The sequence below is a fragment of the Robiginitalea rubriflava genome (genome assembly GCF_052540725.1).
In genome coordinates this window covers 339,497-354,734 of the sequence record NZ_CP199309.1, presented here as the reverse complement: position 1 = coordinate 354,734, position 15,238 = coordinate 339,497, and the positions used below count along the sequence as shown (strand labels likewise).

The following is a 15,238-nucleotide window of genomic DNA, read 5'->3' as shown; positions in this document are numbered from 1 at the left end:
CATTGAATTGAGATGCACAAAACCATTCGTTTATTCATTACTGTGGGGTTAGGATTATGGGCTACAGGTATCTTGGCGCAACAGGATGCCCAGTATACCCAGTATATGTTCAACACCATGAGTGTGAACCCGGCCTATGCCGGCTCCAGGGGGCAACTGAGTATTGCAGCCCTCTACCGTTCCCAGTGGATTGGCCTGGAAGGTGCTCCTGAGACCTTTACCCTTAACTTACACTCACCCATCCGGGACAGTAGGGTAGGTTACGGGGTATCCGTGGTCCACGACAATATTGGCGATGGAGTAGTGCAGGAAACCTACCTGGATGCAGTTGTTTCCTATACCATTGATGTGTCCCGCGACGCCAAACTTTCTTTCGGGCTGAAAGCAGGCGGGAACCTGCTGAACCTCGATTTCAATGGCCTTAGAAACTTTGATGCGGAACCTACCGCTGCCGATAATATTGAGAATCGGTTTTCACCTAATTTTGGGCTGGGGGTATACTATCACACGGATCAATTCTATGCGGGTGTTTCGGCTCCCAACCTCTTGCAGACCGAGCATTTCGACAATTCACAGCAGGATGCGAACCAGGTGCAGTTTCTTTCCACAGATCGTGTGAATTTTTACGGGATAGCCGGCTATGTCTTTGACCTGAACTGGAACATGAAATTCAAGCCCGCCGTGCTTACCAAAGTAGTGAGCGGGGCTCCGCTGCAATTGGATCTTTCGGCCAGTTTCCTGTATAACGAGAAATTTTCCTTTGGGGCGGCCTATCGCTGGGATGCAGCCATCAGTGGCCTGGTTGGTTTTCAACTAAATGAACAACTCATGGTTGGGCTGGCCTATGACCGGGAAACCACTGAACTGGGGGGTACCCAGTTTAATGATGGCTCCTTTGAATTGTTCCTGCGTTGGGAACTCTTTAAATCTTACCAGCGTTTTGTATCACCGCGATTCTTTTAAAAAGTAACTCCAATGAAAAACCTGATCCGGATCATTTGTTTTATTTTCCTGGGAACCCTGCTGGGTTTCGGACAGGAACGGCTATTGAACCAGGCAGATGAACAGTACGGAGCTTTCGCCTTTAAACCGGCACAGGACATATATCTCAGGGTATTGGAAAAGGGCTATGTTTCAGCGGATTTATTGCAAAAACTGGGGGACACCTATTACTACAATGCTGATTACCAGAAAGCTGGAGAAATATACAAGCGGCTGATTGCGGAATACCCGGATAATTTTGACCCGGTCTATTATTTCCGCTATGCCCAAACGCTGCGCTCTGCAAATGCATATGCTGAGGCGGATGAGATGATGCAGCAATTTTTCTCCCTTACCCGGGAGCAGGGCGGGGATTTGCAACAGACCATGAAGGACAGGGATTTTCAGAAAGAAATAGCTGAGAATTCAGGAAGGTTTAAGTTAGAGGATTTTGAATACAATTCCAGGTATTCGGATTTTGCCCCGGCTTTTTACAAAAAGGGACTGATCTTTTCGTCGGACCGGGACACGGGTAACCTGGCCCGCTACCGCCACAGCTGGAATGCCATGGACTTCCTGGACCTCTACAAGGTTAACGCAGACAGCCTTTCTGAGGACAAAGTAAGCAAACTTGAAAATATCAATTCACGTTACCACGAGTCAAGCTCTGTACTGAGCCCGGACGGGAGTACCCTTTACTTTACCCGCAATAACTATGCAGAAGGAGAAGCTAAAAAGGACGAACAGGGTGTCGTACGCCTGAAAATTTACACGGCCAGGTTAGTGGATGGGCTATGGTCCGATGTTCAGCCATTGCCTTTTAACAGTGATGCTTACTCGGTAGCGCACCCGGCCATTAGCCCGGACGGCAAGACGCTGTTTTTCGCTTCGGATATGCCCGGTACCCTGGGCCAATCCGATTTGTTTAAGGTGCCTATCCGTAGCGATGGCAGTTATGGAAAACCTGAAAATCTCGGATCCAAAATAAATACTAGTGGCAGGGAAACCTTCCCGTTTGTAAGTGCGGACAATATCCTTTATTTCGCATCAGACGGTCATGTGGGGCTGGGAGGCCTGGATGTTTTTGCAATCAAACTGGCCCAATTGCCCTTTGCCGGAAAAGTTTTGAATGTAGGTGCCCCGGTGAACTCTACCCAGGATGATTTTACATTTATCATGGATGCGGAAAGCCTGGAGGGCTATTTTGCTTCCAGCAGGGAAGAAGGGAAAGGAGGCGACGATATTTACGCCTTTGTGGAAACCAGACCGCTTCAGTTTGACTGTATACAACCCATTTCCGGGACCGTTCGGGACAAGATTACCAATCAGGTTCTAGCCGGTGCCACAGTAAAGGTAATTGACGAGTCCAATACCGAACTGGGCAGTGCCATTACGGATGCCAGTGGGAATTACGAAATCACCCTGGATTGTAGCCAGGGGAATTTTGTAAGGGCCTCAAGGCAGGGATATGTGCCTGCTGAGGAATACCTAACGCCTTCTGACGGCAAACCCAGGGTCATCGATTTTTACCTGGAACCCGAGACAGTTGTGGCTGGTTTTGGGGACGACCTGGCCAAACTCCTGCAACTGAGCACTATTTATTTTGATTTTGACAAATACAATATCCGGCCCGATGCCGAGGTGGAGATACAGAAGATTATCGCTGCCATGGAAAAATACCCAAGCCTTAAGATCAAGGCCAATTCTCATACAGACAGCCGGGGCCCAGCTGCCTATAACCTCTGGCTGTCCCAGAAAAGGGCAGAGGCCACGGTTAATTACATGATTTCCAAAGGCATTTCAGCCGACCGTCTGCAAGGCGAGGGCTTTGGGGAATCAAAGCTTATCAACGAGTGTTCAGACGGGGTACGCTGTACTGCAGAAAAACATGAGAAAAACCGGCGTTCGGAATTTATAATTTTCGAGTAAAACTGAAAGTTTTTCCTACAAGATATTGCCGATAAATTAATTATTTACAGGGCTTCATCGATAACCGGTTAAGCCCAAAAAGGCTTTATTTTCTAATGCCTCACTTCAATTAGGGTTGCCTTTACACTTTATAATTACCCTTTCACAACAAAATCTTCTTTGTGAATAGGGTACGGGATATATTTGATATATCTGAAAAACTGCTTTCTTGCTAATAAACAAGTATTTATGGCTACAAATGCAGTTTTATAACCGAAACCAATGGTAATTCCAGGAGCTAAATTTTGTGTAAGTGGTGTTAATAAATACTGCTGCTTGGTATTTTTCTTTATTGGGGGCGTTTTCTTTTCCTTGCTGACGGCCCAAACTGGTGTTGGTGCCAACTTCGGTATTGAAGCAGATGCGTATTCCGGAGATGTTTTGTCCGGATTAACAACAGATGATTGGTATTATAATGGTGTATCCGGGGCTGGTGTAATCGATGAAGCCACCGCAACTGCCATGGGGTACGCGGCCCAACTGGCTGCAGGTAATAATATTGCCTTCGACCTAAGGCAAAGTATTCCAAATTACGGGAGTAATAACGGATATATCTGGTATAGTGCCCGTTACGGGCGGGACTATGTGAGCCTGTCCGGGAACGATCTTACAACATTTACTGCTGGTAAAAATGGTGATAACCCGATGACTGCGTGGAGCAATGGTCCTTCTTCCGTTCCGTCCAAAACAGATATTGTGGATTCCGGTGTACATATGCGCCGGGATGGAGACCAGGTCACGGATGATTTATGGGTACAAATGATGATTTCCACATTGTCTTCTTCAGGTGCCCACTTTATTGACTTTGAACTTTTTGTATCTGAATTAAGCACTTCGGGCAGTGCATTTGTAAACTCAGGCCCTCAGGAAGGGCATACGGCCTGGGAATTTGATGCCAGTGGTAATGTGGTTCAGATAGGAGACATGGTAATAGGTTTTGCTTATAGTGGGGGAGGGGTCACCGGAGTAGAGGTGCGATTGTGGATAGACAGGTCTATCTTTAACCCCGGTTCTTCCCCTGGCGGGACTTCCACCTTTGTATGGGGCAGTAATATTGATGGCGGAAGCACCTATGGGTATGCACAAATTGTGGTTCCGGCCGGAACACTTTTCAGCAATGTAAATACTCTTTCCACAACAGCACCTCCCTGGGGTACAACCGATACAGGGGGCTATAATACCAATTATAATGGTGGGTACCTGGCTGAAGTAGGCCTAAATTTTACCCAGCTTGGTTTTGACCCGCAGGCCCTGTTCGGGTCCGGGGCTGCCTGTGATTCACCCTTTAGTGCCGTAATCACGAAATCAAGGACATCTTCCTCCTTTACCTCTTCCTTAAAAGATTTTGCCGGACCCTATGATTTTTTGGGAAGTGCAGCAGGGACTGAGGTAAATACGACTATTACTGATCCTGGAAATTTTGATTCATGCAATTCGGGACAGATCCTGAACCTTCAGGCGGAGTTTGTATCTGCCAGCGCCGAGTATGTCTGGTATTCCTTGACACCTGGAGTGGTTTTTCCCGATAATGGCCTCTCGGAAATTTCCGGGGTTGGTATGGACAATGTAGATATAGACACTCCGGGGGATTATCAACTGGGGATTGCCCCCCTTGAAGGCTGTACGCCGGTTACAGAGCCTGCCGATATTCTGACTATTAATGCTATTCCTTGTGCCGTTACTGACAATTACAATACCCCGCCAGGGGTTACACTCAATACGGGCGCTCCGGGCGTTCTTGGCAATGATACCGATTTGGATCCCGGCGATACACTTACGGTAAATACAGTTCCGGTCGTGAACGTCTCCAATGGAGTACTTAGCCTGTTTGCGGATGGAAGTTTTACTTATACCCCAAATGTTGGATTCACCGGAACTGATTCCTTTACTTATGAAGTCTGTGACTCATTTGGATTATGCGATACGGCAGCGGTAAATATTACTACAAGGCTGGGTTCGATGATCACAAACCGGAGGATTACTTACAGGGTGAATGGGAACTAACATCTGGCTGTAATTTTTTTGATTTTCGGCTTTTCTATTCCACCCTTAGAAGTTTTTTCCTACAAACACACACCTTCCAAACCAACCATTTTACCGGGTCTAATCGACCAAATACGCATGAAATTTTCAGGGATAACCTCAAAAAAGCCCTCCTATACAATACATTTTTGACCCTTCACAACAATTATTTTCCCCCCCTAAGTATCAGGTTAATTTTGTAAGGTGTTAAAATACTGTAAATGAAGCAGTAATAGCAAATGGACCAAAATGTTAGGCGATATGAAGCTGTATAGTATTAAAAGATCTGACCGGTTCACCGGGGAATCTGGGTTTCGGATCTCAGCTGTTCAGTCTGGAATCATCCTCAGCTTAAAACATTGGTATGATTTGATGGGGACACAAGGAAATAACAGAACAGGAGTATAAGTATTTCAATATGAATTTTACTAGGGCTTATATCAAGGGAGTTAGCAGGAGGATCAGTTTTCTGATTCTCTTTATGCTGTTTTCCGTTGCCGGGTTTTCACAAACCACTGTGAACCTTGCAGATCAATGTAATTGCGAGGTGCTCAGCGGTACCGCGGTTACGGTTGCCGGCGCGACCGCCCCATCCGGGGCAGACACCGGTGATATCTATGTCAATACCAATACGGGTACCATTTACTTCTGGGACGGGGACTCCTGGGAACTGACTGCCATAGATACCAATACAACCAATACTTCCTTTGCCGTGGTCGGAACCGACCTGGTAATGACTGACAGTGATGGAAATACGGTAAGTGTTCCTATTGCTGATATAGCTGCAGTGGCTGAAACCACCTCTACGCTGGTAGACAACGCCGACGGTACCTTTACTTATACGGATGAAGATGGGGTAGCCACCACCTTTGATGCGAAGATCGCCACAGTTGTGGACAATGCAGACGGGACCTATACCATTACCGATGACTTCGGTACTTCAGTAACTATCGACACCAACAATACAGTAACCACCCTGGTAGACAACGGGGATGGCAGCTTTACCTATACCTCAGAGGACGGAACGGTAACCACTTTTACAGAAACCACCTCTACACTGGTAGACAATGCCGACGGTACCTTTACTTATACGGATGAAGATGGGGTAGCCACCACCTTTGATGCGAAGATCGCCACAGTTGTGGACAATGCGGATGGTACCTATACCATTACCGATGACTTCGGTACTTCAGTAACTATCGACACCAACAATACAGTAACCACCCTGGTAGACAACGGGGATGGCAGCTTTACCTATACCTCAGAGGACGGTACGGTAACCACCTTTACAGAGACTACCTCTACACTGGTAGATAATGCCGATGGTACCTTTACTTATACGGATGAAGATGGGGTAGCCACCACCTTTGATGCGAAGATCGCCACAGTTGTGGACAATGCGGATGGTACCTATACCATTACCGATGACTTCGGTACTTCAGTAACTATCGACACCAACAATACAGTAACCACCCTGGTAGACAACGGGGATGGCAGCTTTACCTATACCTCAGAGGACGGTACGGTAACCACCTTTACAGAGACTACCTCTACACTGGTAGATAATGCCGATGGTACCTTTACTTATACGGATGAAGATGGGGTAGCCACCACCTTTGATGCGAAGATAGCCACAGTTGTGGACAATGCAGACGGGACCTATACCATTACCGATGACTTCGGTACCTCGGTCACCATCGATACGAACAATACAGTAACCACCCTGGTAGACAACGGGGATGGCAGCTTTACCTATACCTCAGAGGACGGAACGGTAACCACTTTTACAGAAACCACCTCTACGCTGGTAGACAACGCCGACGGTACCTTTACTTATACGGATGAAGATGGGGTAGCCACCACCTTTGATGCGAAGATCGCCACAGTTGTGGACAATGCAGACGGGACCTATACCATTACCGATGACTTCGGTACTTCAGTAACTATCGACACCAACAATACAGTAACCACCCTGGTAGACAACGGGGATGGCAGCTTTACCTATACCTCAGAGGACGGAACGGTAACCACTTTTACAGAAACCACCTCTACACTGGTAGACAATGCCGACGGTACCTTTACTTATACGGATGAAGATGGGGTAGCCACCACCTTTGATGCGAAGATCGCCACAGTTGTGGACAATGCGGATGGTACCTATACCATTACCGATGACTTCGGTACTTCAGTAACTATCGACACCAACAATACAGTAACCACCCTGGTAGACAACGGGGATGGCAGCTTTACCTATACCTCAGAGGACGGTACGGTAACCACCTTTACAGAGACTACCTCTACACTGGTAGATAATGCCGATGGTACCTTTACTTATACGGATGAAGATGGGGTAGCCACCACCTTTGATGCGAAGATCGCCACAGTTGTGGACAATGCGGATGGTACCTATACCATTACCGATGACTTCGGTACTTCGGTAACCATCGACACCAACAATACAGTAACCACCCTGGTAGACAACGGGGATGGCAGTTTTACCTATACCTCAGAGGACGGTACGGTAACCACTTTTACGGAAACCACCTCTACACTGGTAGACAACGCCGACGGTACCTTTACCTATACCGATGAAGACGGGGTAGCCACCACCTTTGATGCGAAGATCGCCACAGTTGTGGACAATGCGGATGGTACCTATACCATTACCGATGACTTCGGTACCTCGGTCACCATCGATACGAACAATACTGTAACCACCCTGGTAGACAACGGGGATGGCAGCTTTACCTATACCTCAGAGGACGGTACGGTAACCACCTTTACAGAGACTACCTCTACACTGGTAGATAATGCCGATGGTACCTTTACTTATACGGATGAAGATGGGGTAGCCATCACCTTTGATGCGAAGATCGCCACAGTTGTGGACAATGCAGACGGGACCTATACCATTACCGATGACTTCGGTACTTCAGTAACTATCGACACCAACAATACAGTAACTACCCTGGTAGACAACGGGGATGGTACCTATACATATACAAACGAAGGAGGGGCAACAGAGGTTATTGATACTAATGCAAACTCCAACCCTTATGATAATACAACCTCAGGTTTAACTGCCACCGATGTGCAGGCGGCTATAGATGAGGTTGTTGCCGGTAGTTCAGATGATCAAAATATTTCCGGATCCAATCTGGCCGGGACCAACCTGACCATTGGAATCGAAAATGGGGGGTCTGAAATAGTCGATCTTTCCTCATTGGTAGACGATTCCGATGCGGATCCGACAAATGAATACAACACAGGAGTTGCCGTAACGGGTGGGGCTGTTGAAGTAACAGATGCAGGGGGAACCCAGTCTGCTGGCCTTATAAGCGGGGATGCCAACAACGATATCGCTGTGGGGTCTGACGGAGCTCTTTATTTAAATGTTGCATCAGTAACGGTCTCCGAGACCATTACCAACATTTCAGATAATGCGGATGGCACCTTTACTTATGTAAATGAAAATGGGATTTCCCAAACGATCGCCAAATCCGATATCACGGATAATGGCAATGGCACTTATACGTTTACAAATAACGATGGCTCAGATGTAATCCTCGATACCCGGGCTGCTTCAAATCCATACGACAATACCACCTCTGGCCTTATCGCTACAGATGTACAGGCTGCTCTGGATGAAGTGGCTGCAGGCAGCACGGATGACCAGAACATTTCCGGATCAAATTTAGCAGGCACAACCCTTACCATTGGGATCGAAAACGGAACCAACGAAACCATAGACCTTTCCGCTCTGGTAGACGATGCAGATGCAGACCCGACCAACGAATACAACACCGGGATTGGCTTTGACGGCACTAACCTGACGGTAACGGATGCCGGGGGAACCCAGTCTGTAGATATTTCTGGGGTTAGCACCGATGATCAGAACATCTCTGGATCCGGATTGGCCGGAACCACTCTTACTATTGGAATTGAGAACGGAACCAACGAAACCGTTGACCTCTCGGCTCTGGTAGATGATGCAGATGCAGACCCGACCAACGAATACAACACCGGGATCGGTTTTGACGGCACCAACCTGACGGTAACCGATGCCGGGGGAACCCAGTCCGTGGATATCTCTGGGGTTAGCACCGATGATCAGAATATCTCTGGATCCAACCTGGCCGGAACCACCCTTACCATCGGTATTGAAAACGGAACCAACGAAACCGTAGACCTTTCTGCCCTGGTAGACGATGCAGATGCAGACCCGACCAACGAATACAATACCGGAATCGGCTTTGACGGTACCAACCTGACGGTAACAGATGCCGGAGGAACCCAGTCTGTGGATATTTCTGGGGTAAGTACCGATGACCAGAACATTTCTGGCTCCAACCTTGCCGGAACCACCCTTACTATCGGAATTGAGAACGGAACCAACGAAACCGTTGACCTTTCCACCTTGGTAGATGATGCGGATGCAGACCCGACTAACGAATACAACACAGGGATCGGCTTTGACGGCACTAACCTGACGGTAACCGATGCCGGAGGAACCCAGTCTGTGGACATCTCAGGGGTAAGCACGGATGACCAGAATATCTCTGGTTCTAATTTAGCAGGCACAACCCTTACCATCGGAATTGAAAACGGAACCAATGAAACAGTTGACCTTTCTGCTCTTGTAGACGATGCGGATGCAGACCCCACCAACGAATACAATACCGGGATAGGCTTTGACGGGACCAACCTGACGGTAACGGATGCCGGAGGCACCCAGTCTGTAGATATTTCAGGGGTAAGCACAGATGACCAGAACATTTCCGGCTCCAACCTGGCTGGCACAACCCTTACCATCGGAATTGAGAATGGAACCAACGAAACTGTGGACCTTTCAGCGCTGGTAGATGATGCAGATGCAGACCCGACCAATGAATACAATACAGGAGTTGCTGTTACCGGTGGCGCCATAGAGGTTTCAGACGGCGGCGGAACGCAATCTGCAGGCCTTATCAGTGGGGATGCCAATAATGATATCGCTGTGGGGTCTGACGGAGCCCTTTATTTAAATGTTGCCTCGGTTACTATTTCTGAAACGATTACCAATATATCAGATAATGCAGACGGTACATTTACTTATGTCAATGAAAATGGCACCTCTCAAACTATTGCCAAATCCGATATCACGGATAATGGCAATGGCACTTATACGTTTACAAATAACGATGGCTCAGATATAATCCTCGATACCCGGGCTGCTTCAAATCCATATGACAATACCACCTCTGGCCTTACCGCTACAGATGTACAGGCAGCTCTGGATGAAGTGGCTGCAGGCAGCACGGATGACCAGAACATTTCCGGATCAAATTTAGCAGGCACAACCCTTACCATTGGGATCGAAAACGGAACCAACGAAACCGTAGACCTTTCCGCTCTGGTAGAAGATGCAGATGCAGACCCGACCAACGAATACAACACCGGGATTGGCTTTGACGGCACTAACCTGACGGTAACAGATGCCGGGGGAACCCAGTCTGTGGATATCTCTGGTGTAAGTACAGATGATCAGAACATTTCTGGCTCCAACCTTGCCGGAACCACCCTTACTATTGGAATTGAAAATGGAACCAACGAAACAGTTGACCTCTCGGCTCTGGTAGATGATGCAGATGCAGACCCGACTAACGAATACAATACCGGAATCGGCTTTGACGGTACCAACCTGACGGTAACAGATGCCGGGGGAACCCAGTCTGTGGACATCTCTGGTGTAAGCACGGATGATCAGAACCTGACAGGAGCCACTTTAAGTGGAGCGAACATCCTTCAAATTGATATTGAAAACGGAACCTCTACTACAGTAGACCTGTCATCCTTAGATAACAGTGGTACAGATGATCAGACAGCTGCAGAAGTGACTTATGACAATACCACCTCTGGCCTTATCGCTACAGATGTACAGGCTGCTCTGGATGAAGTGGCTGCAGGCAGCACGGATGACCAGAACATTTCCGGATCAAATTTAGCAGGCACAACCCTTACCATTGGGATCGAAAACGGAACCAACGAAACCGTTGACCTCTCGGCCCTGGTAGATGATGCAGATGCAGACCCGACCAACGAATACAACACCGGGATCGGCTTTGACGGCACTAACCTGACCGTAACCGATGCGGGGGGAACCCAGTCTGTGGATATCTCAGGGGTAAGTACCGATGACCAGACCGCTGCTGAAGTAACCTATGACAATACCACCTCTGGCCTTATCGCTACAGATGTACAGGCTGCTCTGGATGAAGTGGCTGCAGGCAGCACGGATGACCAGAATATCTCTGGCTCCAACCTGGCCGGGACAACCCTGACTATCGGAATTGAAAACGGAACCAACGAAACCGTTGACCTTTCCGCCCTGGTAGACGATGCAGATGCAGACCCGACCAACGAATACAACACCGGGATCGGCTTTGACGGCACTAACCTGACGGTAACAGATGCGGGGGGAACCCAGTCTGTGGATATTTCTGGGGTTAGCACGGATGACCAGAATATTTCTGGTTCTAATTTAGCTGGTACAACCCTTACCATAGGGATTGAAAACGGAACCAATGAAACCGTTGACCTCTCGGCTCTGGTAGACGATGCAGATGCAGACCCGACTAACGAATACAACACAGGGATCGGCTTTGACGGCACTAACCTGACGGTAACAGATGCCGGGGGAACCCAGTCTGTGGATATATCAGGGGTAAGTACCGATGATCAGACCGCTGCAGAAGTGACTTATGACAATACCACCTCTGGCCTGACTGCTTCAGATGTGCAGGCGGCAATAGACGAAGTAGCTGCGGGCAGCACCGATGACCAGAACATTTCTGGCTCCAACCTGGCCGGGACAACCCTGACTATCGGAATTGAAAACGGAACCAACGAAACCGTTGACCTTTCCGCCCTGGTAGACGATGCAGATGCAGACCCGACCAACGAATACAACACGGGGATCGGCTTTGATGGTACCAACCTGACGGTAACAGATGCGGGGGGAACCCAGTCGGTAGACATCTCAGGGGTAAGTACCGATGATCAGACCGCTGCGGAAGTAACTTATGACAATACCACCTCTGGCCTGACTGCCACAGATACACAAGCTGCTATCGACGAAGTAGCGGCAGGAAGCACTGATGATCAGAACATCTCCGGATCCGGATTGGCCGGGACCACCCTTACCATAGGGATTGAAAACGGAACCAACGAAACCGTTGACCTCTCGGCTCTGGTAGATGATGCAGATGCAGACCCGACCAACGAATACAACACCGGAATCGGCTTTGATGGTACCAACCTGACGGTAACAGATGCGGGGGGAACCCAGTCTGTGGATATCTCAGGGGTTAGCACTGATGACCAGAACATTTCTGGCTCCAATTTAGCTGGTACAACCCTTACTATCGGAATTGAAAACGGAACCAACGAAACCGTTGACCTTTCCGCCCTGGTAGACGATGCAGATGCAGACCCGACCAACGAATACAACACCGGGATCGGCTTTGACGGTACCAACCTGACGGTAACCGATGCCGGGGGAACCCAGTCTGTAGATATCTCAGGTGTTAGCACCGATGACCAGAACATTTCTGGCTCCAATTTAGCTGGTACAACCCTTACTATCGGAATTGAGAACGGAACCAATGAAACCGTTGACCTTTCCGCCCTGGTAGACGATGCAGATGCAGACCCGACCAACGAATACAACACCGGGATCGGCTTTGACGGCACTAACCTGACGGTAACCGATGCGGGGGGAACCCAGTCTGTGGATATCTCAGGGGTAAGTACCGATGATCAGACCGCTGCGGAAGTAACTTATGACAATACCACTTCCGGCCTGACGGCTTCAGATGTACAGGCAGCCCTGGATGAAGTAGCTGCAGGCAGTACAGATGACCAGAACATTTCCGGATCTAACTTAGCAGGCACCACCCTAACCATTGGAATTGAGAACGGAACCAACGAAACCGTTGACCTCTCGGCTCTGGTAGATGATGCAGATGCAGACCCGACCAACGAATACAACACCGGGATCGGCTTTGACGGTACCAACCTGACCGTAACAGATGCGGGGGGAACCCAGTCTGTTGATATCTCAGGGGTTAGCACCGATGATCAGAACATCTCTGGATCCGGATTGGCCGGAACCACTCTTACTATTGGAATTGAGAACGGAACCAACGAAACCGTTGACCTCTCGGCTCTGGTAGATGATGCAGATGCAGACCCGACTAACGAATACAATACCGGAATCGGCTTTGACGGTACCAACCTGACGGTAACCGATGCCGGGGGAACCCAGTCTGTAGATATCTCAGGTGTAAGCACGGACGATCAGACCGCTGCGGAAGTAACTTATGACAATACCACCTCTGGCCTGACTGCTTCAGATGTGCAGGCAGCAATAGACGAAGTGGCTGCAGGCAGCACGGATGACCAGAACATTTCTGGCTCCAACCTGGCCGGGACAACCCTTACCATAGGGATTGAAAACGGAACCAACGAAACCGTTGACCTCTCCGCCTTGGTAGACGATGCCGATGCAGACCCGACCAACGAATACAACACCGGAATCGGCTTTGACGGCACTAACCTGACGGTAACCGATGCGGGGGGAACCCAGTCTGTGGATATCTCAGGGGTAAGTACCGATGATCAGACCGCTGCGGAAGTAACTTATGACAATACCACCTCTGGCCTGACTGCCACAGATACACAAGCTGCTATCGACGAAGTAGCGGCAGGAAGCACCGATGATCAGAACATCTCTGGATCAGGATTGGCCGGAACGACCCTTACCATTGGGATCGAAAACGGAACCAACGAAACCGTAGACCTGGCTGCTCTGGTAGACGATGCAGATGCAGACCCGACCAACGAATACAACACGGGGATCGGCTTTGACGGCACCAACCTGACGGTAACAGATGCCGGGGGAACCCAGTCTGTGGATATCTCAGGGGTTAGTACCGATGATCAGACCGCTGCGGAAGTAACTTATGACAATACCACCTCTGGCCTGACTGCTTCAGATGTGCAGGCGGCAATAGACGAAGTGGCTACAGGCAGTACTGATGATCAGAACATTTCTGGCTCCAACCTGGCCGGCACAACCCTTACCATCGGAATTGAGAACGGAACCAACGAAACCGTTGACCTCTCGGCTCTGGTAGACGATGCAGATGCAGACCCGACCAACGAATACAACACGGGGATCGGCTTTGACGGCACTAACCTGACGGTAACAGATGCGGGAGGAACCCAGTCTGTGGATATCTCAGGGGTAAGTACCGATGATCAGACCGCTGCGGAAGTGACTTATGACAATACTACTTCTGGCCTGACTGCTTCAGATGTACAGGCAGCCCTGGATGAAGTAGCTGCAAGCAGTACAGATGACCAGAACATTTCCGGATCTAACTTAGCAGGCACCACCCTAACCATTGGAATTGAGAACGGAACCAACGAAACGGTGGACCTTTCTGCCCTGGTAGATGATGCAGATGCAGACCCGACCAACGAATACAATACCGGAATCGGCTTTGACGGTACCAACCTGACGGTAACAGATGCCGGAGGCACCCAGTCTGTGGATATCTCAGGGGTAAGTACAGATGACCAAAACCTTACAGGAGCCACTCTTAGTGGAGCGAACATCCTTCAAATCGATATTGAAAATGGAAGCTCTACGACAGTTGACCTGTCATCTTTAGATAACAGTGGTACAGATGACCAGACCGCTGCGGAAGTGACCTATGACAATACTACTTCCGGCCTGACTGCTTCAGATGTGCAGGCAGCAATAGACGAAGTGGCTGCAGGAAGTACAGATGATCAGTTTGACGATGAGGTGTCATTACGGACTCCAATTGATGTAGACGAAGGCGGCGAAGCATCTCCGACAAATGAAACTACTGTGCAGGAAGTAATCAATGCCATTGCTCCCATAACATCTAAATCGGCTCGGATTTTTTATCCGCCCTCCATTGCAATTGATGCTTCAACAAATGGTACTGGATTTACTGTAGACTTGTACGCTCAGTATATTGCTCAGTACGGGTCACCTACGGTGGCAAGCTCAGGAGCACCTGCGGCCCTGCCAACGTATACAGCTGCAGAACTCTATTACTATGTAACCTATGCTGACCCGGCTGTATTTGCCAATATGAGTATTGATGCCAACGGAGTGCTGACCTATGATATTATCGGGCAACCTGCGGATTACAACTCGCTTATCAACGTGGTATTTGTAGTTAAATAAGCC

The 15,238-nt window shown here is 48.9% G+C and carries 4 protein-coding genes; all 4 read left to right on the top strand.

What is annotated here, in order from left to right; translation table 11 throughout:
- The first annotated feature begins 12 nt into the window (after window positions 1–12).
- The 4 genes from ACT6NU_RS01575 (at window position 13) to ACT6NU_RS01560 (ending at window position 15,235) form a co-directional block, all read left to right on the top strand.
- Window positions 13–963 (top strand): PorP/SprF family type IX secretion system membrane protein, encoded by a 951-nt coding sequence (locus ACT6NU_RS01575; RefSeq protein ID WP_445382710.1) that lies wholly within the window; start codon window positions 13–15, stop codon window positions 961–963.
- Window positions 964–975: 12 nt separating this feature from the next.
- Entirely contained in the window at window positions 976–2,910 is a 1,935-nt protein-coding gene (locus tag ACT6NU_RS01570) for an OmpA family protein (protein ID WP_445382709.1), read from the top strand.
- A 315-nt stretch (window positions 2,911–3,225) separates the two neighbouring features.
- Window positions 3,226–4,953, top strand: coding sequence for an Ig-like domain-containing protein (locus ACT6NU_RS01565; protein ID WP_445382708.1), 1,728 nt, complete (start codon window positions 3,226–3,228; stop codon window positions 4,951–4,953).
- Between the two features lie 436 nt (window positions 4,954–5,389).
- Window positions 5,390–15,235 (top strand): hypothetical protein, encoded by a 9,846-nt coding sequence (locus tag ACT6NU_RS01560; RefSeq protein WP_445382707.1) that lies wholly within the window; start codon window positions 5,390–5,392, stop codon window positions 15,233–15,235.
- Window positions 15,236–15,238: the final 3 nt, after the last annotated feature.